The sequence below is a fragment of the Bacillus sp. FH genome, from assembly GCF_052216825.1.
GTDB classification, from domain to species: domain Bacteria; phylum Bacillota; class Bacilli; order Bacillales; family Bacillaceae_G; genus Bacillus_A; species Bacillus_A paranthracis.
The window spans coordinates 631,636-657,119 of record NZ_JBQOUU010000001.1; the positions used below are offsets into that span (position 1 = coordinate 631,636).

Below are 25,484 nucleotides of genomic sequence, written 5' to 3' on the forward strand. Positions count from 1 at the left end.
ATTTATATATCGATATACAACTCATCTTCACAACATAATAATTTATATAAAAAGAATCTCCCTTATCAGAGATATACTTTAACTCATCTCTCTGATAAGGGGATTTCTCTTTCATAATTGTAATGTTATTGTGATAAACGCTTCGCGTAAGCAAATTTTCCTTTTTTAAAAGTGAATGACGCTTTCTTCTCTTGCTGTTTTCACATAGTAAGACTACAAACTCGGGATCCCGTTTAAACGATGAAGTTACTTAGGATTTGTCCTCTCATGAAAAGCAATTTTCGGAAAGCTCCTTCACTTTTATGCATTATAATTTAGGAGCTTTCGCCCAGTCCGCAGCAAACTTCTCAATACCTTGATCTGTTAATGGGTGCATAGCAAGTTGTTCAATTACTTTATAAGGGATTGTTGCAATGTGAGCACCTGCCATCGCTACACGAGTTACATGATCTGGATGTCTAACAGAAGCCGCAATAATTTGTGTATCTAATTGGTGAACATCGAATAATTCAGCAATTTTAGCAACTAATAATACGCCATCTTCAGAAATATCATCTAAACGTCCTAAAAATGGAGAAACATACGTTGCACCTGCTCTGGCAGCTAAAAGTGCTTGGTTCACAGTGAAAATAAGTGTAACGTTCGTTTTCACACCTTTTTCAGTAAGATAGCGACAAGCTTCTAATCCTGCTAGCGTCATTGGAAGTTTTATTGTAACTTTCTCATCGCCGCCGTTAATCTTAATCAACTCTTCTGCTTGAGCAATCATTTCTTCAGCCGTCACAGCATCTGGCGTTACTTCTGCCGAAACAGATTCAACTTTCGGCACTGCCTGACAAATTTCTGCAATACGGTCTTCAAATTTAATCCCCTCTTTTGCTACTAAAGAAGGATTCGTTGTAACACCAGCTAAAACTCCAAGTTTATATGCTTTTTTTATGTCCTCAAGATTTGCAGTATCAATAAAAAATTTCATGATTCATTCCCTCCATTTTTTAAACGTCAATGAGTTAAATTTTTAAGATGTTTATTTCTTTTCTACTGCATGTCCGCCAAATTCATTGCGCAGAGCTGCTACTACTTTTCCTGTAAATGTATCATTGTCTAATGAGCGGTAGCGCATTAATAGAGACATTGCGATAACAGGAGTTGCTGTTTGAAGGTCTAATGCTGTTTCTACTGTCCATTTTCCTTCACCAGAAGAATGCATAACACCCTTAATTTCATCTAGTTTTGCATCTTTAGAAAATGCATTTTCTGTTAATTCCATTAACCATGAACGGATTACTGAACCGTTGTTCCATACTCTTGATACTTTTTCATAATCGTAGTCAAATTCACTTTTCTCTAGAATCTCAAATCCTTCACCAATAGCAGCCATCATACCGTATTCAATTCCGTTGTGAACCATTTTTAAGAAGTGACCACTACCAGCTTTTCCAGCATATAAGAATCCATTTTCTACAGCAGTATCTCGGAAGATAGGTTCAACGATATCCCAAGCTTCTTGATCTCCTCCGATCATGTAACAAGCACCATTACGAGCGCCTTCCATTCCGCCAGAAGTTCCTGCATCCATAAAGTGAATGCCATCTTTCTTTAGTTGCTCATATCGGCGAATAGACTCTTTATAATGTGAATTACCCGCTTCAATTAAAATATCTCCTTTTGATAAAAGTGGTGTAACCTCATCGATAACAGAATCTACAACAGCGTGTGGTACCATAACCCAAAGAACTCTTGGTGATTGTAATGACTGAACAAGTTCATTTAAACTAGATGCACCTGTTGCCCCGTACTCTTTCATTTCTTCCACTGCACTTGCATTCAAATCAAATGCTGCTACTTCATGTTTATGATCGATTAAATTTTTCCCTAAGTTTAATCCCATTTTACCTAAGCCAATTAATCCTACTTGCATAATATAATTCCTCCTCAAATCATCTTTTATTAAAAATTCATATCACTACAATCTGGAATACCTTGCAGCACTGATATGTACGGAAAGGTATTCACAGTCATAGCTTAAGAATTCAATACATTTTTTGTAATTTGAACAACATTTTCTGTCGTAAATCCAAATAGATTCATGACTTCCGCACCAGTTCCTGAAGCTCCAAATGTTTCAATTGATAGTACTTTTCCTTCTTGTCCTACATAACGCTCCCACCCGAGAGATACACCCATCTCAAGAGATACTCGTTTCGTTACAGAAGACGGAAGAACGGATTCTTTATATTCATTCGATTGACGATCGAATAACTCCCAGCTTGGCATTGCAATGATGCGAACAGAGACATTGTCTTCTTCTAATTTCGCTTTCGCACTAGCAGCTAAGGATACTTCAGAACCTGTCGCAATTAAAATTACATCCGGATTTTCATTCGTTTGTGTTAATACGTAAGCCCCTTTAGAAAGATTCTCTATGTTTGCTTTCGTTTCATGAAACACCGGTAAATTTTGACGGCTCAGTACTAAAACGACTGGACCATCCGTTTGCTGTAAAGCATACGCCCACGCACTTGCTGTTTCATTTGCATCTGACGGACGGATAACTGTTAAACCAGGAATTGCCCGAAGAGCTGCTAAATGTTCAATAGGTTCATGCGTTGGACCATCTTCTCCTACAGCAATCGAATCATGTGTAAATACGTACGTAACAGGTAACTTTTGCAATGCAGCCAGTCGAATAGATGGACGAAGATAGTCATTAAATACAAAGAATGTACTCACGAACGGTTTTACTCCTCCATGAAGAGCCAGTCCATTCGCTGCTGCGCCCATTGCATGTTCACGTACACCGAAGTATATATTTCGACCAGCATACGATTCTACTGCATACACTGCTTCACCTTTTATATCTGTCATCGTAGAATGAGAAAGATCCGCACTTCCACCGAAAATAGAAGGAATCGATTTCACATAATGATTAATAGCTTCCCCACTTGCAACACGAGTTGAAATCGTTTTTTCAGTATCGAAGGATAAAATGTCTTTCGCTTCGATTAAAACTTCACCTGTAATCGCTTTTTCTAATTCATCTGCTAGTGCAGGGTTTGACTCTCTGTATAAGTTGAACTGCTCATTCCAGCCATTTTCTTTTTCAATACCTTTTTGTTTCAGTTCATTAAAATGAGCTGTTACTTCTTCAGGTACAAAGAAGTCTTCTTCATAATGCCAACCATACACTTGTTTTGTCGCTGTCGCTTCTTCTACTCCAAGCGGGTTACCATGTGCTTTGTTCGTTCCAGCAACTTTTGGACTTCCGTAACCTATAATGGTTCTAATTTCTATAAGAGTAGGTTGGTCCGTATTATCTTTCGCTAATTGAATCGCTTTTGTAATCGCATCAACATCGTTTCCATCTTCAACTCTTACATATTGCCAATGTGCAGATTCTACTCTTTTCTGCATATCTTCAGAGAAAGCAATGTTTAATTCACCATCAAGTGAAATTTCATTTGAATCATACAGCACAATTAACTTGCCAAGTTTCATATGTCCTGCCATTGACATCGCTTCATAAGCGACACCTTCCATTAAATCACCGTCTCCAACTAAAGCGTACGTATTGTGATCAATAATAGAGTGACCATCCTTATTGAACTTCGCCGCTAAATGCGCTTCTGCCATTGCCATTCCGACAGCATTCGCAATCCCTTGTCCTAACGGTCCTGTCGTCGCTTCAACTCCAGAAGTGTGACCAAACTCAGGATGACCTGGTGTTTTACTATTTAACTTTCTGAAGTTTTTCAAGTCATCAATTGAAACGTCATATCCAGCTAAATGAAGTAGGCTATATAATAAGCTAGATCCATGTCCCGCCGATAAAACGAAGCGATCACGGTTAAACCATTTTGGATGATTAGGATTATGATTTAAATGATTCGCCCATAATGCATAAGCCATTGGCGCTGCTCCCATCGGAAGACCTGGATGACCTGAATTTGCCGCATTAATAGCATCAATTGATAACGTACGAATTGTATTCACTGCTAATTGATTTATGTTTTGTGTCATAGTAATCGTCCCCCTACATGCTTTCATGAAAGAAAGTACTTATTTTTTCGTTTCTTGATCTAACCACCATTTAAATCCACTTTCTTGCAATAATTCATTAGATGCCTCTGGACCATATGAACCAGACTCATATTCATGAAGTGGTAATAAGTTTTCCTCGAATGCTTCAAGAATTGGTTGTACCCATTCCCATGACAATTCAACTTCTCTCCAATGTGCAAAGAATGTAGCGTCTCCACTCACAGCATCGTGAATGAGTCTTTCATACGCTTCAGGTACTCCCACATCCGCTTGCTCACAAGTAAAGTTAATACGGATCGGTTCAATTTCTCCATTTTTCAATGGATTTTTACTATTTAACTGTAATGAAACGTTCTCACCTGGGCTAATTTCAATTATTAACAAGTTAGGTGCTGCATTTGGATTACTATCTTGATATTGCTGTTTTAACGTATTTTTAAATTCGATTACAATACGAGTAGACTTTTCTTTCATTCGTTTGCCTGTTCGTATATAAAAGGGAACGCCAGTCCAAAATGGATTATCGATCCACAAGCGAGCAGCAACAAATGTGTCTATATTAGAAGAAGGATTTACTCCTGGCTCCTCTTTATATGCTACAACTTGCCCGCCATTTATCTCACCTGCACCATATTGTCCGCGAATGATATGGTTTTGAACGTCTTCTTTTTTCACTTTACGAAGCGCCTCCATTACCTTTCGCTTTTCCTCTCGAATTTCACATGCATTAACCTTTTCCGGCAAATTCATAGCAGTCATCATTAATATTTGTAACATATGATTTTGAACCATATCTCGAATGGCTCCTGCCTGATCATAATATCCTGCCCTTTCTTCAACCCCAACTGTTTCACTCGCTGTGATTTGTACATTCGCTATATGTTCTTTATTCCAAATCGATTGTAAAACAGGATTTGCAAACTCTAGTGCTTCAAGGTTTTGAATCATCGGCTTACCTAAATAATGATCAATACGATATATCTCGTCTTCTTCAAACGTGCGACTAAGCTTATCATTCAGCTCACGAGCAGATGTAAGGTCGTGCCCGAACGGTTTCTCAATCATTAGGCGTTTCCATCCATCCGTTTTATCAAGTCCGCTTTCCTTAATATTTAAAGCGATTGTCTCAAAAAATTCAGGAGCAACGGAAAGATAGAACATTCTATTCCCTTTTATATGTAGTTCTTCTTCCCTTTCACGAACGACTTGTAATAATCTCTCATAGTCTTCCGGCTTACTCACATCTAATGGACAATAGCGAAAATTATCTAAAAAACCTTCGAGTTCTGGAGTACCTTCTTCTCTATGACGAGAAAACGTCTCTATTGATTCTTTTATTCTTTTTTGAAAATCTACATGAGATACTTCACGTCTCCCAAGCCCGATAACGGATATTTGCTTTGGAAGCTTTTGATCTCTATATAAGTTATATAGTGCGGGGTAAATTTTGCGTTTCGCTAGGTCCCCTGTCGCTCCAAATAAAACAAAGGTCATTGATTCCAATTTCAGTCCCCCTCTTGTTGTATAATCCTGGTCAATATATTAAAAATGAATTGTACAGAAGCTCATGTTTTTATAAAAAACAAAGAGTTATCAAATTCCAATTCTTTTTATACCTTTCGCTTTCTAATTGTCCCCAATATTAATAGTGGCAATTCAAAGCGTTTCTACCACGACTTACTTATTTATAATACTTTACGAAATAACATATATTTAATTACTTTTAGTAATTAAATAATCTTATGTCTAGTATATTAACCACATATATTATTATCGTCAATAAAAATGTCTTAAATTACATACTACTTATTTCGTATTACTTTTCTAAGTTTATCCTTAGTTACCACTCATTTTCAAAGATAATGATCGATATAAAAAATATCAGTTTCATCAAAATCTTCAATTAATTTTTCGTTAAACTCGTGAGCAGACGTTACATGATGACCAAAAGGCTTCTCTATAATAAGACGGTTCAATCCTTTTGTAGCCCACAATCCAATTTCCTTAATATTTAAAGCAATGACATCAAATACTTCTGGTATAACAGATAGGTAAAACATGCGGTTTTCAGGAATGTTTAATTCTGTTTCACGTCTCTTTACAAGACTCAACAAATCTTTATAGTCCTCTATATTCGCTGTATTTAATTGACAATAACGAAATGTGCTAATAAATTCTTCTACTCCTAATTCGTCATCAGCAGATCTTCTAGAAAATGTAGCAAGGGATTGTTCTACCTTTGTTTGAAATTCCACATCTGACATTACCCTTCTACCAATACCGATAATAGAAATAGATTGCGGTATATTCCCATTACTAAATAATTTGTATAAAGCAGGGTAAATTTTGCGTTTCGCTAAATCCCCTGTCGCTCCAAATAAAAGAAATGTCATTGAATCCATTTGTTCTCTCCCTTTTAAAACAATTGCTAGAATAGAATATATAAACTCATTTGCTACTTAGCACAATACTGTCTCTAAAACCTCATACTTTACCAATGTTTCTTCAATACTATTTTGCCACGAGCACGCTCTGACTCACTTATGTGGTGTGCTTTTTTTACACCTTCTACATGTAAAGGCAACACATGCGTGACAACGGGTTTAATCTTCCCGCCCTCAATTAATTCTGTAATAAGAGAAAGTTCATATCCGTTAGGTTCAGTAAATATATGGTCACTCTCAATATTTTTCTCTCTTGATATCTCGGTTTGCGGAATTTCCATACCTTTCGGACCATAAATAGACGCTAACTTTCCATTTGGTGCAAGCACTTTATAACTATCCTTTAGTACATCTCCGCCTAACACATCAAAAACAATATTGTAATTATGCAAAAGCGAAGAAAAGTCTTCTGTTTTGTAATCGACGACAGTATCAGCGCCTAGATCCTTTACAAACTGCATGTTTTTCGTACTAGTCGTAGTTGCAACATGTGCACCGAAACTTTTCGCTAGCTGAATAGCAAACGTACCAATCCCGCCAGATCCAGCATGAATTAAAACCTTATTGCCTTTTTGAATATTTGCGAATTTTACTAAGCTTTGCCAACTTGTCAAACCTACAAGAGGGATTGATGCCGCCTCTTCAAAAGATAAATTCCTCGGTTTTTTCGCCACATATTTCTCATCTACAGCCACGTACTCTGCATAAGCACCGTTTCGTTCAATATCCGGACGACTATATACTTCATCCCCCACTTTACATGCTGTTACGTTTGGCCCTATAGCAGCAACTACACCTGCAACATCCCATCCTAAAACAAGCGGGAAGTCATAAGAAATTACGTCTTGCAGTAAACCTTCACGTATTTTCCAATCCACGGGATTTATACCAGCTGCATATACTTCAATTAGTACATCGGTGTCTCCTAATAGCGGTGTCTGCATTTCAATCTCTTGTAGTACGCTTTTATCTCCATATTGCATAAGTCCTATCGCTTTCATTCTTTTCACTCCTTTACAATGCTGGGAAATGAGGTAGTACTTCTTCTCCTAGCTCATCCAATACTTCGTCAGCTGGACGTTGACCATCAAATAGAGCAAGGAATAAATGATTCACACCAATACTTTTATATATATCAAGTAATTCAATTAGTGCCTTACGCCCTGTACGGTAACCTAAACGTATCGGTGTAGGACGTTCATTTGGATCTTCAGATAAGTCTAAATGCATCGGTTGGATAAATGGTTTAAATACATCTGGATGATAATCCTCTACTAGTTCTCTCCATTGTCCAATTGCTGCTGCCTGATGCACTGGACTACGTGGGTAGTACATCCATCCATCACCATGTTCAGCGAACCAATCCATATTTTGCTGACTAAAACCTGTAATAAAGGTTGGAACACGTTTAGACGGTTTTGGAACTAAATTTGCTCCATGCACTTCTCCTAGTGTCGACTGGATAGACGGGAAGTTTTTATACAAAATCTCTTCCAAGTAAGCAAACGCTTCTCTAAACTTTTCACCTCGTGTTTCATGACTAACACCTAGCGCTTTGAAATCGGCACGTCTGTCACCGGATGAAACGCCAAGCATAATTCTTTCTGGAAATAGTTGATCTAATGTAGCAATTTCTTTTGCTACACGCAATGGATGACGAAGTGACAATACGGTTGCCGACGTTCCAAATGCGATTTTCTCTGTTTTACTTGCTAAATACGTTAAATAAATCATCATATCGTAAATTTGACCTGTTGCAGGATCACCAAAGTCAGGGTCTTGCAGTAAAACATCGCGAAGCCATACACCTGTAAAACCATATTGTTCTGCTTTTTGTACTAACTCTACTTGTTTTTCCATCGTTGGAGCATGAAACTGATAATTTTCAATCGGAATGTGAACTCCTAATGTAAGCTGATCTTTCGCAAACATACGATTATATCCAAAATGATTCGCAAACTTTTCCATTTGTTTCACTCACTTTCCTTTATTCATATAAATCTATACTTTTCATATTTCTTCTCAAAATTCATAAGCAATACTGCAACACCACATTGTTGCCGATTGTCATCGTTATAACTTTCTTTGTGCTACGAGTGTTATTATAAATCGGCCATAACATGAATAACAGTACGTACTTTAAAGTGATGTAGGCACTTTAAAGTACCTATACTAAGTGAGTAGTAATAAACATAATGAATAAATCGTGCTGCAAAAATAACATCTATCCTTTCTTCAAAAAACTTTACAGTTGCTTTTGCAAGTACGTTACATGATCCCACGTACTTGCCTCTTCTTTATATAAAATGCTCACTAACCAAATTCAAAATATTATACTTATTTTTCGTACTTTGCTATGCTATAACCATAAACAGGAGGTATAAACTATGAAAGCACAAATTATCCATTCTTTTGGGGATTCATCTGTATTTCAATTAGAAGAAGTTTCAAAACCAAAACTTTTACCAGGTCATGTTCTAATCGATGTAAAAGCAACAAGTGTAAATCCAATCGATACGAAAATGCGTAGTGGTGCCGTTTCAGCAGTCGCTCCTGAGTTTCCAGCTATATTACATGGCGATGTAGCTGGTATTGTTATTGAAGTAGGAGAAGGTGTTTCGAAATTCAAAGCTGGCGATGAAGTATACGGATGTGCCGGAGGTTTTAAAGAAACTGGTGGTGCACTTGCAGAGTTTATGCTTGCTGATACGCGATTAATTGCTCACAAACCTAACAATATAACAATGGAAGAAGCAGCTGCTCTACCATTAGTGGCAATTACAGCTTGGGAATCTTTATTTGATCGTGCAAATATTAAACCTGGTCAAAATGTTCTCATTCATGGAGCTACTGGTGGCGTAGGACACGTAGCCATTCAACTAGCTAAATGGGCTGGTGCTAAAGTTTTTACAACCGCTTCTCAGCAAAGCAAAATAGAAATAGCCCATCGTCTCGGAGCTGACGTAGCTATTAACTATAAAGAAGAATCTGTTCAAGAATATGTGCAAAAACATACGAATGGCAACGGATTTGAAGTTATATTTGATACAGTAGGTGGCAAAAATCTCGATAACTCTTTCGAAGCTGCTGCAATCAACGGAACTGTCGTAACAATTGCAGCTCGTTCAACCCATGACCTCTCTCCTTTACACGCAAAAGGACTCTCTCTGCACGTTACTTTTATGGCGTTAAAAATATTACATACAGATAAACGTGACGCTTGTGGGGAAATTTTAAATAAACTAACGCAAATAGTAGAAGAAGGAAAACTTCGCCCATTGCTAGATTCGAAAACTTTTACGTTTGATGAAATTGCACAAGCACATGAATATTTGGAATCAAATAAAGCAATAGGGAAAATAGTGTTGAAAAACGTTTGGTAACTTTCACTAAATAATACAAATAACAGCAGGATCACTTCGCCTTATCTTTGTCTTAAGAGGCGTGCCACAACCTTAAAAGCTTCCCATCCTTTACAACAAATAAAAAAATAACAGCCGAATTTTTCTTATAGTAGAAAATCCGGCTGTTTTCATATCACAATTTGCTTTATATATATTTCTGTTAATAAGTAAAATACAACTCATTTGCCTTACCATCTTTACCTTCAACAGCATATTATATTGTTTTAAATTTATTAAAATACACTACGTACTAATCCCCCGTCTATTCGCAACGCGGAACCATTAATCGCTGAAGATAGTGGGCTGCTTAAGAAAGTGACAAGATTGGCAATTTCTTCTGGTCGAATAAGTCTTTGAATAATAGAGGTTGGTCGATTTTCTTTCATAAATCGCTTCTCAGCTTCTTCTATTGTCAATTGCTCATTAGGATAAAGACTATTTAACATAGTCTCCACTCCTTCCGTTAAAGTCGAACCAGGCATGATAGTATTAACAGTCACATTCGTTCCTGTCGTCAGCTCAGCTAAACTACGAGAAAGTGAGAGTTGCATCGTTTTAGTCGCACTATAATGAGCCATTTCTTGAGATGGCATAATAGCTGCTTCGCTAGCAATAAATATAACTCTTCCTTCTTTTCTTTCAATCATTTTTTTCAAGTACGAGCGAGTAAGTCGAACACCACTCATAATATTGACTTCAAACAATTTAAACCAATCTTCATCACGGATATCAAAATATTCTACAGGTTCAAAAATTCCTAAGTTGTTAATAAGAATGTCTACTTCAGGGTACTTTTCAATCACATTTTGGCACCCTTGTTCTGTTCCTAAATCAGCTACTACAGGTTGAAGAATGGCATCAGGATACTGCGCTCGAATTTCGTTTATCGTTTGATTAACATTTTCTTCACGGCGTCCATTAATAAGTACAGTAGCTCCTTCCGCTACTAATGAAGTGGCAATTGCTTTTCCAATGCCTGCCGTAGATCCAGTAACCAGTGCTGTTTTCCCTTTTAATTGCATATGCATATAGATCCCTCCAAATTCATGTGCTACATGATTGACTTACGTTGGAATAAATAATTACGTTTATATTGTGGTTCATTTCTCTTATCTTTAACAGAAAATAAGCTGATCCACCCTTTTTTCAAAAGAGTATAAACGAAAATTATGTAGCTATTGCACTCTGTACGGAATTAAAAAATCACATCAAAAGCAGAGTAAAGCTAAAACCAACTAGTAAATACCATTATGATATATATTAACGATAAAGAAAATTACGCACTTTAAAGTTCCATAGGAACAAAAAAGTGCCCTATAAACTATAATTTCTAACTCTTTATATTTACTAACGTAGTATCCTTTTCTATCATAGAAAAGAGTGTAAAATTATATATTCTTACATACAGTTATAGGATTATTTTTATCCTAATTAACTACAAATTATATAACACATCTATAAGATAACGTTCAAAAAACCTCGCAGAAAAATTCGAGGCCACTGAAAAATCTCCATCTCTAACAACTTTTCTTAATAATTGTAAATTTTGTATATTAATTAGATATAATACGGAAAAAACTTCACATTATAAAAAAATATTATTAAAATAGAAACACGCAGATTGCTTTCCCCCGCTAATTATTTATAATTCCCTACATAAATAACGGAATTATCCTATTTGTTTGATATAATTTATATGGTTACAATACATATATAGAAACACACAATTACAATTTATTGGCACGGAGGTGTGAGAAATGAATAATCAACGAGACATAGAACCTAAAATAGAAAGAAGCTTTGAATTAATAGGAAAAAGATGGACGGGATTAATTATTTATGTACTAATGAGTGGTCCTAAACGTTTTAGCGAGATTCATACAATAATTCCAGATTTAAGTAAACGTATGCTCACAGAAAGAATGAAAGAACTTGAGGATAACGATATAGTGGTAAGACATGTACTCGCAGAACGCCCTGTAAGAATAGAATATTCACTTACCAAAAAAGGCGCAGCATTAGGGGAAATTCTGGGACCAATTAGTCAATGGGCAGAAAGCTGGATGAAAGAATAAATGTAGATCTCCTTTCATATTCACAAGCGAAATAACTCTCAAACAAAGACAAATTATAATTCACTAAAAATTATACTTAATAAGTTCAATAAATGGACAATTTATCTTATAAAATTTACACTGTTTAATATTCAAGTAATAACTGACCTCATTTTAGAAAGGCTGGAATAAATATATGGCAAATCTTCTTTATATTACAGCCCATCCATTTGATGATACTCAATCATACAGTATGGCGGTTGGAAAAGAATTTATTAAATCTTATAAAAAACTAAACCCTAATGATGAAATCGTTCATCTTGATTTATATAAGGCTGATATTCCATATCTGGATGCTGATGTCTTTAACGGATGGAATAAACTTAGATCCGGGACCCCATTGAACGAATTAAAACCTATTGAAATTTCAAAAGTCGGACGTCTAGCTGAATTAGGTGGGCAGTTTGTCTTAGCTGATAAATATGTATTTGTTACTCCTATGTGGAATTTCTCCATCCCTGCCATTTTAAAAACATATCTAGATGCTGTAGCTGTATCTGGAAAAACATTCAAATATACAAAAGAAGGATCAGTTGGATTATTAACAGGTAAAAAAGCATTGCACATTCAAGCGAGTGGCGATATTTATATTGACGGACCAGAAGCATCAAAAGAAATGGGGCACCGCTATTTAAAAGTTATGATGGAGTTTTTTGGAACTTCATCTTTTGAGGGTATCTTTATCGAGGGGCATAACAAGTTTCCTGAAAAAGCATTAGAAATTAAGGAAAATGCTATTCTTAAAGCGAAAGAAATTGCTAAATATTTTTAAATACGAAACTCTAAAGAATAAGGTAATTTCAAAATCAGATCCTTGCAGTCTACAATTAGCTGCTGATTCAAATAATATGTACTCGCTATTTTGCACTATAGATAAACATAAAAAAGCTATCAATTCCTGATAGCTTTTTTATGTTTATTTAATTCCGATAACCTAACTATCTCGTGCAACTTGGGATATCTTCAGCATTTAGAAAAAACACGATACGCAAAAAAAATAGCCCCCACAAAAGAGGGTATTTGAAGTGAAATCCGAAAGTGGCAGTTAATATGCTGTGTACAAAATTTCTTTGTACGTTCCATTATGTATTGAAATTTATATAAGTAAATCACCCCATATTACCCTAGTTGTCGGATAATGTAATCAGCCGTACGAATAGACAATGCAATTGTAGTTAGAGTAGGATTAGCTGCTCCAATGGAGGGAAGTACACTATTATCAGCTACATAAAGACCCGGAATGCCATGAATTTGACCAAATTGATTGGTTGCAGAAGTTAAAGGATCATCACCCATACGGCATGTACCTGACTCATGATAATCATTTCCAGGAGACATTAGAGAGATTGGAGGCCTATTCTCTTGTGAAGTCAAGGATAATTTCATTGCTGAGGTAGCTTGTATCTTAGCTTGTGCCATTTGTTGGATGATCATATTGTCTCTTTCACTGTAGGAAAAACTGACTTGAATCTGTGGTATACCATATTCATCACGTTCGGTAGGGTCTAAGTAAACACTATTTTCAAATCGGGATTCTACTTTACCGAAGGTATTTAACGCAATTTTCACTTCCTCAAGAAATGGTTTTTCCTCAAAAGGCTGATAAGCATAGTATTTTTCCGATCCGAGCATTTGAATTTGAAAAGGAGATTGTTTTGTTTGAGGGATATTTATTACTAAGTTTCCTAGTTCCTCTGAAAAGTTTCTACGGTTTATTTGCCCTATAGCTCTAAGAAGGGAATGATTCGTCAAATAATGGCCAATTGCTGGTCCTTGAATTCCTGAGTAAAGCAAAATTCGAGGTGTTTCTAGAGCACCCGTTGATAATACAACTGTTTTTGCTCTAATGAAATAGGACTTTTTATCAGGAGAAATCACGTGAACTCCGACTGTTCTTCCTTGATCGATTACTACTTGAACGACACGAGAATTGACTGCTAAATCAAAAGCCCTCCAATTCAAGGCATAGGCTAAAAAATGGATTGAGCTAAAAAAAACATCGGAACCAATTTGTCCTTGTTGTGTTCCTTTAAGATTAACAGCCATTGGTAAGTCTATAGCTTCCGGAAATCCATTTTTCTTAAGACGCTCTAACATGATGTTTTGCATAGATGATCCTCGGGCGAAAAACGGAGTGACATTCATTACTTTTTCTGCGATAACATAATAGAATTTCATCTCGTTTGCTGTCACAGGCCATTTTTCCATTTCAAAAGTAGGCATTCGGGGAGATGCCGTACTCCAAAACAAGGTTCTACCTCCAAGAGCAAAAACCAGTGTTGCTTCCGAATATTGAGGCAACCGCTTCCCAATAGGTGTTGCGACTTTAGGAAAATAATTGTTTAAAAGCCGATCAATATTCATTGTGGGAAGATTTTGCCCATGAGTTGGTAAAAGCAAATCCCCTGCTTCCAGAAGACCAATTTGTTTTTTTTTATTTTTCCATTGTTCACATAATCTCCATAGAACCGCCCCGCCTCCTGCTCCACTGCCAACAATCAAAACGTCATATTCTTTATTAGTCATTTGCTCCAACGGTATAACCGAAATCCATTCGTTTGGATGTGATTGCACAGTCTCACTTCCTTTAGAATTTTTACGCATTTATATAACTGTATTACTTTTCTCTTTTATTTATCTTGAATTGAGAATTTTTTTTACTGGGAAGTATATTTAAATCATTCAAAAATTGAAATTCGTAATAAGCAAGTCCATTTTATTAGACTTGCTTATTACGAATTTTTTTATTTACCCTTTTAAAATCGAAAATTAATTCTTGACATAAAATTATTGTGTAGTTATTATTGGTTACATAAAGTAACCTGTTAACAAAAATATATTTAATATAAATTAATTTTAAAACATATTTTTAAATAGGTGCTTATTTTTAATAAAAGGGGGACGTAATTAGATACCAAACAAACTAAGCTTGCTGTCTCTTATATGAATTCAGCTAAATAAATATGTTTTAGGAAGGTTAAAAAATGGATATTTTATTAGCGATTTTACCAGCATTATTTTGGGGAAGTATTGTACTCTTCAACGTTAAACTAGGTGGTGGCCCCTACAGTCAAATACTAGGAACTACCCTTGGCGCTCTAGTTTTTTCTATCGGTGTTTATATTTTTATGAAGCCCGTTTTGACGCCAATGGTTATAATCATCGGGATTATTTCAGGCCTATTTTGGGCAGTAGGACAAGCCAATCAATTGAAAAGTGTTGATTTAATAGGGGTTTCTAAAACAATGCCTATTTCAACAGGAATGCAATTAGTGTCAGCTACTTTATTTGGAGTAATCGTATTTCATGAATGGTCCACAACAACGTCTGTTGTATTAGGTGTTCTGGCACTTATTTGTATCATTGTTGGAATCGTTCTCACATCTCTTCAAAGCAACGAGGAGAAAAACGAAGAACAAACAGGAAATTTCAAAAAAGGGATTGTGATGTTATTCATCTCAACTCTTGGTTACTTAGTGTATGTAGTAATTATCCGCTTATTCGATATAGACGGATGGTCGGCGTTATTGCCGCAAGCGATCGGCATGGTGTTAGGTGGACTGATGCTAACATTTAAGCATCAACCATTTAATAAATATGCCATTCGCAATATTATTCCTGGCTTAATTTGGGCAGCCGGAAATATGTTTTTATTTATTTCACAGCCACGTGTAGGGGTAGCTACAAGCTTCTCCCTTTCCCAAATGGGGATTGTAATCTCAACTTTAGGTGGCATTTTTATATTAGGTGAAAAGAAAACAAAACGTCAGTTTAATGCGATTATCATTGGGATTATCTTTATTGTCGCAGCTGGAGTTATGTTAGGAATTGCAAAAGGATAAAGAGGAGGAAAAAATTATGTATACAGATTTAAAAGGAAAAGTAGTTGTTATTACAGGTGGTGCAACTGGTCTTGGAAGAGCGATGGCAATTCGTTTTGGAGAAGAACAAGCGAAAGTTGTAATTAATTATTATTCAAACGAATCAGAGGCAAATGAAGTAGTACAAGCAGTTAAGCAAGCTGGTGGAGAGGCCATTGCTGTACAAGGAGATGTCAGAGTTGAATCAGATATGATTAATCTAATTCAATCTGCTGTGAAAGAATTTGGTACGCTGAATGTAATGATTAATAATGCAGGTATCGAAAATCCGGTACCTTCACATGAAATGCCATTAAGTGATTGGAATAGAGTAATTGATACGAATTTAACAGGCGCTTTCTTAGGAAGCCGCGAAGCAATTAAATATTTTGTAGAGAACGATATTAAAGGATCAGTTATTAACATGTCAAGCGTTCACGAGCAAATTCCATGGCCATTATTTGTTCACTATGCAGCAAGTAAAGGTGGTGTTAAGCTAATGACAGAAACATTAGCACTAGAATATGCACCAAAAGGAATTCGTGTAAACAATATTGGACCAGGTGCTATCAATACGCCAATTAATGCTGAGAAATTTGCAGATCCAGAAAAACGTGCCGATGTTGAAAGTATGGTTCCAATGGGATATATCGGAGAACCAAAAGAAATTGCAGCGGTAGCAGCATGGCTTGCTTCTTCACAAGCGAGTTATGTAACAGGTATTACACTGTTTGCTGATGGCGGCATGACTCTATATCCATCCTTCCAAGCTGGACGTGGTTGATTAATCAATAATTGAGTTGTTTGGTTTTAATAAGTTTAAATGAAGCAGTTAGCCTTCGCTAACTGCTTTTGTATTGAATAATTTTTTAAATACATGGTAATACTATAGATACACCAAGGTCGAATACGAATAACCATTGTGTTCTTCTTATTCACGAAGCAGTTAGCTTTTACTAACTGCTTTTCCTTTAAAAAAATAAATGAATTTTTATTAGATTCATTTCCGTATAACATTTTCATTCTCATTACACTATAACTGTAGCTTTATGTTCCACCTCTATTACAGGCAGGGCCTAATTTTCGTTTTTATAAACATATACTCTAATGAAATTAGGTATTTATTAGCGATTTATGCATCTTCTTAATCAAAGCCTCAGTAAATCACATGTATACTACAAATACTTCTGAAAACTGACACGAACATAAATTATTAATGGTATTTACACTTTAGCTTCTAATGTCGAAGTACTTAACCTCCCCCATGTAATCTTTTACAAATCATAACTCTGAATTCCTTAACAATAGTTATTACCTTCCAACCTTGTTCTTTTGGAATATGTTTAGTAATTGCTTTTTCCTTTGTTCAATCATCTACGTAAGTACGCTAGCGCAAGGTGTCATTACTGATGCCGTTCTCTTCTATTTTTTCAATTCTCTTTGAGATTAAAATAACGTTTTTATTCATGTTTTCTCTATTCATTTACTTCACGATTAAACCATTTATCTCTAGTTAACTTATCGAGAAGAAAATAATAATTCTCCGCTGTTACAAGCTCATAATTATTATTTTCCCAATAAATTTCTTTTAAATTATCTTCTGTAACCATTTCAACTAAATCCCCAGCTCATCGGGTTCTAATGCAAGATGCCCATATTATACAGAAACAAGCTCCTTAAAAGTAAAAAAACATAAAATATATAGATTCTTTATAAAGGAGCTGATAATTCAATGTACCCTTCCCATTATGTACCTTGGGGACAATGGCATCAACACCACCCTCATCAAACATGGCAACAATGGCATCATACAATGTGGCCACATTATATGAATTGGAATCAATGGCATCAACATTATCCTCATCAAACATGGCAACAATGGCATCAACAATTTCCAATACCTTACCATCGTTAAAAATAAAAACTATAAAACAAAGGGTACCCTCTAATTGGATGCCCTTTTGTTTTAATATAAGAATTTTATATAAAAATTAATCCATATTTTTCGCATGATTTTTTATATGAGATTCATTATATCCGTCACTCTGAAAGATATTCCTAAAGTAAAAAATCACTTTAAAGACTGATTCTATAATCTCTGAAAAAATCCTGTTATACAATTACTCATCCGCGTCCAGCTTGGAAGGATGGATATAGAGTCATGCCGCCATCAGCAAACAGTGTAATACCTGTTACATAACTCGCTTGCGAAGAAGCAAGCCATACCGCTACAGCTGCAATTTCTTTTGGTTCTCCGATATATCCCATTGGAACCATACTTTCAACATCCGCACGTTTTTCTGGATCTGCAAATTTCTCAGCATTAATTGGCGTATTGATAGCACCCGGTCCAATATTATTTACACGAATTCCTTTTGGTGCATACTCTAGTGCTAATGTTTCTGTCATTAGCTTAATACCACCTTTACTTGCTGCATAGTGAACAAATAATGGCCATGGAATTTGCTCGTGAACGCTTGACATATTAATAACTGACCCTTTAATATCGTTCTCTACGAAATATTTAATTGCTTCGCGGCTTCCTAAGAAAGCGCCTGTTAAATTCGTATTAATTACTCTATTCCAATCACTTAATGGCATTTCATGTGAAGGTACCGGATTTTCGATACCTGCATTATTAATCATGACATCTAGTGTACCAAATTCTTTCACTGCTGACTGCACGAGATTGATAACATCCGATTCGACTGTTACATCTCCTTTTATCGCAATAGCTTCCCCCTACTTTTTTAATCTCGTCTACTAATTCTTTCGCTTCCGATTCATCAGATCGATAATTTACTACAACCTTTGCTTGTTCTTCTCCAAAACGAACTGCCATTGCTCTTCCAAGACCTTTTGCAGCACCTGTAATAACAACTACTTTTCCTTTTAAATCTGTATACATAATTTTTTCCTCCTCTTTATCCTTTTGCAATTCCTAACATAACTCCAGCTGCGACAATAAAGATAATCCCAATGATAATCGCATTAAACTGACGTTTTGTTTTCTTTTCACCTAATATAAAAATGCCACCTAAAGTTGAGATTACAATCCCCATTTGGGAAAGGGAGAAGCTTGTAGCTACCCCTACACGCGGCTGTGATATAAATAAAAACATATTTCCGGCTGCCCAAATTAAGCCAGGAATAATATTACGAATGGCATATTTATTGAATGGTCGATGCTTAAATGTTAGCAGGATTCCACCTAACACCATGCCGATTGCTTGCGGCAATAATGCTGACCATCCGTCTATATTAAATAATCGTATTACGACTACATAAACTAAATAGCCAAAAGTAGATACCAATAAAATTAAAATCCCTCTTTTTAAGTTCCCTGCTTGTGCTTGTTGTTTCTCTTCTGAATTTGGGAGTGATGTAAGAACGATTCCGATTATGATACAAATAAGTGCCAGAACACCTAATATAACAGACGTTGTTGTGGACCATTCATGAAATACGATTACTCCAAATAAAGTAGCTGACACTAATTGCATCCCGGTTGAAATAGGCATTGTTTTAGAAACTCCAATTAAATCAATACTTTTTAATTGATTAGCTTGTCCCAATGCCCAAAATAACCCTGATACAATTCCTACTCCAATTACCATTGGCGTTAACACTGGTTTTACAAAAATATAAATACCTATTGAGAAAAGAAGTGCACCAAAAGTTGTTCCAAGTACTTGACTATAGGGTCCTCCGCCCAATTTAACGTTAAAGAGTACAATACTCCCCCAAAATAACGCTGGTAAAATCGCTAATAAAATATCCATTTTTTCATCACCCCTATCCCTCCTACATAGTTACTATTACACCCCGTCCCCAAAAATTATTGTTTCTCTCCTATATAAAATATATACATCTTAAAGAATTACTAATTAATTTATAAATACGAATATTTTCCTATTACCTAAAAAAGAATCCATTTTGAAAATGGATTCTTTTTCACAAAAATATTTGTATGTATCCTAATTAGGATATGAATTTTAAATTATCCTTTAGAGAACAGTTAATTATTTATGAAATTTCACACGCTCTTCAAGCGGTTGGAATTCTTTTTCTCCTGGTGCAGCTGTTGGATTACCAAATGGCATTTGTGCAATGAGTTTCCAATTAGAAGGAACATTCCATTCTTGTTTTACCTCATCGTCGATTAATGGATTATAATGTTGTAAAGATGCCCCTAATCCCTCTGCTTCTAAACCTGTCCACACGACTAGTTGGTGCATACCTGATGCTTGGTGTGACCAAATTGGGAAGTTTTCAGCATATGCAGCAAATTTTTCTTGAAGCGATTTCACTATTGCCTCATCTTCAAAGAATAGTACTGTTCCATAACCAGCTTTAAACGAATCCATTTTTTGTTGCGTTCCTGAAAAATCTCCATCTCCTACTACTTTTCTTAATGTTTCAGTTGTAATATCCCATAGTTTATCATGAGCTTCACCAAATAATACAACTAATCGCGCAGTTTGAGAATTGAAAGCAGATGGAGTATATTTCACAGCAAACTCCACGATTTCTTTAATTTTTTCATCCGATACTTTTACCTCTTTATTAATCCCATAGTAAGTACGTCTTTCTTTCAGTGCAGTATAGAAATCTTTTGTCATAATTCAATTCCTCCTGAGTTTTAATATTCTTCAAAATCATACATCTCATAGATAATATGCGTTTAAAAGAGTTCATTTTTAAATCATTGAACTTCTTAACACCCATTGCCAGTCATTCTAAATCTAAACACACTGCTTTCTTCAGTTTCCCTAAAAAGCCTTATAACATTATTCGGTACTATTTTACCCATTCTCCATTCAGATATTCTACGTGTTTCATATTTACACAAATATGAAAATAACCTTAAATTGATAGTCAAAAAAGCCAGGTAACACGAATAACGCATTACCTAGCTTTTTACATTTTCAAATTCAATTCAAATAACCATACTTAATGAATAGTTGTAAAAATTATACTCATTACTTATTTAATAATTAACATCTCATAAGGATGTTGTTCCATAAATCTGTTCTCCCATGGAATATCTAATGACGTCCAATTTGAACCGCCATCTACCGACTTATAAACCCCTTTATTACTAAATAAATAGAACGTTCCATCACTTGTTGCCTTTAATACTGGTATGATTGTGCCTTTAGGAGTTGGTAAACCTGCATTCATTTCTGCCCAAGGCTGATCTTTTTCTTTCTTATAAATAAATGATTCACAATTTCCATTATTGTAATCATGCGCTACGTGTGGATTTGAAGATGTCGCGATAATAATATTTTCTGGATCATTTGGGTTAACTGCCATTTGATATGCGTAATGATGTTTTAGCCCACTACACATATAGTTCCAAGTCTTACCTCCATCATTACTCTCCGCATACTCGTGACCTGATTCTTTCAAGAATGAATCACCTAACACCCCGTATAAGCGATTCGGTGCATTGCGATGTGATGTAAGAATGTGAATATCTTGAGGATAGTTCCCCTCTTTTTCCTCAGTCCATGTCATACCGCCATCTACACTTTTAATTAATCCCCCAACCTCAATCGTTGTATATATAGTTTCTGGATTATTAGCATCAATTTCAATATGTTTTACGTGGTGCGTATATGTTCGTTGAGGAAAGAACCATGATGAATACGATGGCATTTGTCGATAATCCGTTAGCAGTTCAAAACTGTCTCCTCCATTTTTAGATACAAACATGGCGCTCGGTTCAGTTCCTACATATACGATACCGTTACCGTCATCACCCTTCACTGAAGATACAGAAACCGCTGTAATAGCTCTCATATGAATAGCATTAGCTGGGAACACTTCACCAAAAGAAGGTAAAGTTCCAATCGCTTCCCATGAACTTCCTCCATCTTTACTTCTCCATAATCCCCTATCAAAAGTACCACAATACATTCTTTCTGAATCGTATGGATCTAAAGCTAACGCAACTGGATTCGCACCTACAAACTGTGATTGGACACTCCATGTTGAGTCTTTTTTTTCTGCAATTACAAGCTCTCTATCAAACGCTAATATAAATTTTTCCATAACTAAAATCTCCTCGTTTCATAATATATCTACTGTATTATTTAAATTTTCGCCATTACAATTTAAGAGGCGAATTTTATATGCTATAGCATATAAAAGATAAAATTTATAATCAATATGTGATTAAAAACTTACATTATATATTTTGTTAATTTCACATCAGTGCGATGAACAAGATACCCTGTTCACTCATATAAGTCCATATGCCACCTCCAAATAGCTTGCAATATACATGCTATAGCATACATATTATAGAATGCATGATTACATGTCAAACTTTAATACTGTCTTAGAGTAAGTTCTCTACATAGCCAAAAGCAATTCAACAGCCATAATATAAACGCTAATCAAATAAACAGAAACATTTTATTGAATAGAAAATAAAAAAGAGTGCAACTTTGCACTCTTTTTACTCATTCTTTAATCTTAGAAATCAAAGTTATCAGGGTCTGGACCAACGCGGTGATTTTGGTTTAACGCATCGATTTTTTCCATATCTTCTTTCGTTAATTCAAAGTTAAATACATCAGCGTTTGCAATAATACGGTGTTCTTTCGTTGATTTTGGAATTGTAATTACTCCATTTTGAAGATCCCAACGTAAAATCACTTGTGCTGTTGTTTTACCGTATTTCTCAGCAATTGCCTGTAATGTTTCATTATCTAATAATTGACCTTGCATTAGTGGTGACCATGCTTCCATTTGAATACCTTGTTCTTTACAGAAAGCTTGTAATTCTTTTTGTGTTAAACGAGGATGGTATTCTACTTGGTTGATCATTGGCTTAATTTCTGCATCTTTTATTACATCTTGCAGGTGATGAATTTGGAAGTTACTTACGCCAATTGCACGTACACGCTTTTCTTTATAAAGCGTTTCTAACGCTCTCCACGTATCTTTATATTTCCCTTCTACAGGCCAGTGAACAAGATATAAATCTAAATAATCTAGTTGTAATTTTTTTAAACTCTCTTCATATGCAGCAATTGTTTCTTCGTATCCTTGGTCTGCGTTCCATACTTTTGAAGTGATAAATAATTCTTCTCTTGAAATTCCAGTCGCTTCAATACCAGCGCGAATTCCTTCACCTACAGCTGCTTCATTTCCATAAATCGCAGCTGTATCGATGCTACGGTATCCTGCCTTAATTGCTGATTTAATTGCTTCTACAAGCTCTGGTCCTTCTTCTACTTTAAATACACCTAAACCAAACCAAGGCATTTCTACACCGTTATGCAATGTTGTTGTACTTTGTAAGTTTTTCATTATATTTTCTCTCCTTTTATTTTACTTGATCTCGTTTTTCTAATGACATGCTCCATGCTGTTAAAATAACAGCACCTACTACCATAATGCCGCCTACCCAAGCAGTATGAATTAACCCTAACGAATTCGTTACAATACCACCTAAATAAGCACCAAGAGCAATCCCGGCGTTAAACGCCGCAATATTAATTGCCGATGCAACATCGACAGCACTCGGTACAAATCGTTCAGCTAACATTACGACATATACTTGTAACCCTGGAACATTCATAAATGCGAATAGTCCCATAAAAATAATTGTGATTAACCCCGCTACCTTAAATGGTGCTGTAAATGTTAAAACAAATAATATAATCGCTTGAATAAAGAACATGTAAAATAGCGCTCGAATCGGATTATGATTCGATAATTTCCCGCCAATCACATTCCCTATTGCAATGGCGATTCCATACACTAATAAAATGATAGTAACCGTATTAGCTTTAAATCCTGTTACTTCTTGTAATAACGGAGATAAATACGTAAATGTTACGAATGTTCCCCCATATCCTAATGCAGTAATGATGAAAACTAGTAACAGTCTTCCGTTTGTAATTAATTTAAACTGATCGCGGAATGATACAGACGCACCTTTTTTCATATTAGATGGAATGAGAATACTATTTGCGATTAAGGCAATAATTCCAATTACTACAATTGCTAAAAATGATGTTCTCCAGCCAAATTGTTGACCAATAAATGTTCCAATTGGTGCTCCTGTAATAGTTGCAACTGTTACACCAGTAAACATAATGGCAATGGCGCTAGCACGTTTATTTTCTGGTACAAGTGCCGCAGCAATCGTTGAACCAATTGACATAAACACACCATGCGAAAGTGCAGAAACAATTCGCGCAATAAGTAATACAGTGAAACTTGTTGCGACAGCTGCAATTCCATTACCAATAATGAAAATAATCATAATCCACATTAATAACGTTTTTCGTGACATATTAGCTGTTAACGACGTTAATACCGGAGCACCAAATGCTACGCCTAACGCATATAAAGAAACTGTTAAACCAGCTGTTGTCACCGACACATGTAAATCTTCCGAAATAGATGGTAATAAACCGACACTAACAAATTCAGTTGTCCCAATCCCGAACGCACTAATTGCTAGCGCTAATAACGCAAATATACTTCTTCGATTCGTCTGAACTTCTGAAGACGATGCTGTATATGAATTCAATTGATTTCCCCTCTTCCCTATAATTCCTATCATAATAGTGCGATAAAAAGGCCTTTTTATCTTTCAAAACATATATTTAATCTCTACAAACGCTATTATGAATGGTTTCATTCTCTTTTTAAAGAACGCACTTTAAAGTACTATAGATACTTTTTAGTACCGTAAAGCTTGTCTCTCTCCTACATGTACTATTATGAAATATATTTAACATAATGAATAGTACGCACTTTAAAGTGCTGTAGGTACTAAAAAGTAACATAGTTAATTACTAGTACCATAAAGCTTGTTTCCCTCTCACATGTGCTATTATGAATGATATTTAACATAATAAAAAGTACGTACTTTAAAGTACTATAGGTACTAAAAAGTAACATTTATATAACCTAGCTTATTTTGCTCCAAAATTAACATCTACATTCAACGAAGAAAGGTTTCATATGGAGAAATACTCTCTTCCTAGAGAGGCGACTTTAGAGGATATTACTTGAAAATGTAAAGGATCATATTCATTATCACAAACAAATAATAAAAAAGGCAAAAACGAACAGAAATATGTTCATTTTTGCCTTTTTATTAATTCATTAAAATGTACGACTTTTGGAAAGGAAATCTTTATCGGCTCCCGTTACACCACTTTGCCCCCAGTTTCCTGGAATCATTTCACGAATAAGAATTAGCACTTTATCCAAAGGTGCATGCGTATATTTAGATGTTACTTGTGTAAGTTCGTTTACCCACTTATCCTTTGTTTCTTGATCAAATGTATTCCATATGTCAATCTTAATAATAGCCATTCCATCAACGTTACCAGACGATGTATCGTAGGACTCTTTTGTCTCCCAATTGGACACCCTACTTTTCTCAGCAAAGGTAGCATCACTTGCTACAGCTCCGGCTTTCCCCCAATTTTCTTTCTCAAGTTCCGTAATCAACACTTGAATTTTGTCAGGGACAATTTTTAATCGTTTTATTGTAAGTTCCGTTACATTATAAATGAATTCCTTCTTTTCTTCTGTTGACATCGTTGGCCAAGTATTTAGTTCAATTAACGGCATAGTATTGCC

The 25,484-nt window shown here is 35.5% G+C and carries 23 protein-coding genes and 1 pseudogene; 5 read left to right on the plus strand and 19 right to left on the minus strand.

The genetic code is table 11. The annotated features are described in order from the left end of the window. Positions 1-307 precede the first annotated feature (307 nt). The 8 genes from fsa to ACTT1L_RS03495 all read right to left on the minus strand — a co-directional run bounded on the left by fsa (position 308) and on the right by ACTT1L_RS03495 (position 8,767). Entirely contained in the window at positions 308-976 is a 669-nt protein-coding gene (gene fsa / locus ACTT1L_RS03460) for a fructose-6-phosphate aldolase (protein ID WP_000667676.1), read from the minus strand. Between the two features lie 51 nt (positions 977-1,027). Beyond that, the gene (gene gnd / locus ACTT1L_RS03465; protein WP_001195905.1) at positions 1,028-1,921 is read right to left on the minus strand and encodes a phosphogluconate dehydrogenase (NAD(+)-dependent, decarboxylating); all 894 of its coding nucleotides are present in this window, start codon (positions 1,919-1,921) and stop codon (positions 1,028-1,030) included. Positions 1,922-2,025: 104 nt separating this feature from the next. Next, positions 2,026-4,020 carry a transketolase gene (gene tkt, locus ACTT1L_RS03470; protein WP_442821798.1) on the minus strand — a complete coding sequence of 665 codons (1,995 nt, stop codon included), beginning with the start codon at positions 4,018-4,020 and terminating at the stop codon, positions 2,026-2,028. Positions 4,021-4,059: 39 nt separating this feature from the next. Then, positions 4,060-5,544 carry a glucose-6-phosphate dehydrogenase gene (zwf, locus tag ACTT1L_RS03475; RefSeq protein WP_000445343.1) on the minus strand — a complete coding sequence of 495 codons (1,485 nt, stop codon included), beginning with the start codon at positions 5,542-5,544 and terminating at the stop codon, positions 4,060-4,062. Between the two features lie 350 nt (positions 5,545-5,894). Further along, positions 5,895-6,443 (minus strand): glucose-6-phosphate dehydrogenase, encoded by a 549-nt coding sequence (locus ACTT1L_RS03480; protein ID WP_074542242.1) that lies wholly within the window; start codon positions 6,441-6,443, stop codon positions 5,895-5,897. An 89-nt stretch (positions 6,444-6,532) separates the two neighbouring features. Next, a complete protein-coding gene (locus ACTT1L_RS03485) occupies positions 6,533-7,486 on the minus strand; it encodes an NADP-dependent oxidoreductase (protein WP_074543599.1) in 954 nt (317 codons plus the stop codon). Between the two features lie 13 nt (positions 7,487-7,499). After that, complete coding sequence (locus ACTT1L_RS03490; RefSeq protein WP_071743316.1) at positions 7,500-8,453, minus strand: LLM class oxidoreductase; 954 nt, start codon at positions 8,451-8,453, stop codon at positions 7,500-7,502. 134 nt (positions 8,454-8,587) lie between these two features. After that, positions 8,588-8,767 (minus strand): hypothetical protein, encoded by a 180-nt coding sequence (locus tag ACTT1L_RS03495; protein ID WP_000534222.1) that lies wholly within the window; start codon positions 8,765-8,767, stop codon positions 8,588-8,590. Positions 8,768-8,872: 105 nt separating this feature from the next. On the opposite strand from ACTT1L_RS03495, the gene ACTT1L_RS03500 reads away from it, so the two are divergent. Next, complete coding sequence (locus ACTT1L_RS03500) at positions 8,873-9,868, plus strand: zinc-dependent alcohol dehydrogenase family protein (protein WP_000647245.1); 996 nt, start codon at positions 8,873-8,875, stop codon at positions 9,866-9,868. A 254-nt stretch (positions 9,869-10,122) separates the two neighbouring features. Here ACTT1L_RS03500 and ACTT1L_RS03505 read toward each other — a convergent pair whose 3' ends face one another. After that, entirely contained in the window at positions 10,123-10,917 is a 795-nt protein-coding gene (locus ACTT1L_RS03505) for an SDR family NAD(P)-dependent oxidoreductase (protein ID WP_000551093.1), read from the minus strand. 729 nt (positions 10,918-11,646) lie between these two features. Between ACTT1L_RS03505 and ACTT1L_RS03510 the strand changes: the two genes are divergently transcribed. Together ACTT1L_RS03510 and ACTT1L_RS03515 are read left to right on the plus strand one after the other, a co-directional pair. Next, entirely contained in the window at positions 11,647-11,964 is a 318-nt protein-coding gene (locus ACTT1L_RS03510; protein WP_001064754.1) for a winged helix-turn-helix transcriptional regulator, read from the plus strand. A 175-nt stretch (positions 11,965-12,139) separates the two neighbouring features. Further along, positions 12,140-12,775: an FMN-dependent NADH-azoreductase gene (locus ACTT1L_RS03515; RefSeq protein ID WP_000002013.1), complete on the plus strand. Its 636-nt coding sequence runs from the start codon at positions 12,140-12,142 to the stop codon at positions 12,773-12,775. 347 nt (positions 12,776-13,122) lie between these two features. On the opposite strand, the gene ACTT1L_RS03520 is transcribed toward ACTT1L_RS03515, so the two are convergent. Beyond that, on the minus strand, positions 13,123-14,577 hold the full coding sequence (locus ACTT1L_RS03520) for a GMC oxidoreductase (protein ID WP_001190592.1): 1,455 nt from the start codon (positions 14,575-14,577) through the stop codon (positions 13,123-13,125). 410 nt (positions 14,578-14,987) lie between these two features. On the opposite strand from ACTT1L_RS03520, the gene ACTT1L_RS03525 reads away from it, so the two are divergent. Then, positions 14,988-15,845 (plus strand): GRP family sugar transporter, encoded by an 858-nt coding sequence (locus tag ACTT1L_RS03525; RefSeq protein ID WP_000353538.1) that lies wholly within the window; start codon positions 14,988-14,990, stop codon positions 15,843-15,845. A gap of 16 nt (positions 15,846-15,861) precedes the next feature. Next, the gene (gene gdh, locus ACTT1L_RS03530) at positions 15,862-16,647 is read left to right on the plus strand and encodes a glucose 1-dehydrogenase (RefSeq protein WP_000287802.1); all 786 of its coding nucleotides are present in this window, start codon (positions 15,862-15,864) and stop codon (positions 16,645-16,647) included. Positions 16,648-17,338: 691 nt separating this feature from the next. On the opposite strand, the gene ACTT1L_RS03535 is transcribed toward gdh (ACTT1L_RS03530), so the two are convergent. From ACTT1L_RS03535 to ACTT1L_RS03575, 9 genes and pseudogenes are all read right to left on the minus strand, one after another. Then, positions 17,339-17,473 carry a hypothetical protein gene (locus ACTT1L_RS03535; protein WP_002163576.1) on the minus strand — a complete coding sequence of 45 codons (135 nt, stop codon included), beginning with the start codon at positions 17,471-17,473 and terminating at the stop codon, positions 17,339-17,341. Positions 17,474-17,539: 66 nt separating this feature from the next. Next, a complete protein-coding gene (locus ACTT1L_RS03540; RefSeq protein WP_000407000.1) occupies positions 17,540-17,761 on the minus strand; it encodes a hypothetical protein in 222 nt (73 codons plus the stop codon). Positions 17,762-17,987: 226 nt separating this feature from the next. After that, positions 17,988-18,771: pseudogene (gene gdh, locus ACTT1L_RS03545) on the minus strand (glucose 1-dehydrogenase). A 16-nt stretch (positions 18,772-18,787) separates the two neighbouring features. Beyond that, positions 18,788-19,645: a RhaT/GlcU family sugar-proton symporter gene (locus ACTT1L_RS03550; RefSeq protein WP_000353541.1), complete on the minus strand. Its 858-nt coding sequence runs from the start codon at positions 19,643-19,645 to the stop codon at positions 18,788-18,790. A gap of 240 nt (positions 19,646-19,885) precedes the next feature. Further along, the gene (locus ACTT1L_RS03555) at positions 19,886-20,485 is read right to left on the minus strand and encodes a nitroreductase family protein (RefSeq protein WP_000158931.1); all 600 of its coding nucleotides are present in this window, start codon (positions 20,483-20,485) and stop codon (positions 19,886-19,888) included. A gap of 364 nt (positions 20,486-20,849) precedes the next feature. After that, the gene (locus ACTT1L_RS03560; protein WP_442821799.1) at positions 20,850-21,923 is read right to left on the minus strand and encodes a WD40/YVTN/BNR-like repeat-containing protein; all 1,074 of its coding nucleotides are present in this window, start codon (positions 21,921-21,923) and stop codon (positions 20,850-20,852) included. A 426-nt stretch (positions 21,924-22,349) separates the two neighbouring features. Next, a complete protein-coding gene (locus ACTT1L_RS03565) occupies positions 22,350-23,189 on the minus strand; it encodes an aldo/keto reductase (RefSeq protein ID WP_000793586.1) in 840 nt (279 codons plus the stop codon). Between the two features lie 16 nt (positions 23,190-23,205). Further along, positions 23,206-24,420 (minus strand): MFS transporter, encoded by a 1,215-nt coding sequence (locus ACTT1L_RS03570; RefSeq protein ID WP_001089895.1) that lies wholly within the window; start codon positions 24,418-24,420, stop codon positions 23,206-23,208. 581 nt (positions 24,421-25,001) lie between these two features. Continuing rightward, positions 25,002-25,475, minus strand: a complete 474-nt coding sequence (locus ACTT1L_RS03575) for a tautomerase family protein (protein ID WP_001128303.1) — start codon at positions 25,473-25,475, stop codon at positions 25,002-25,004. Positions 25,476-25,484 lie beyond the last annotated feature (9 nt).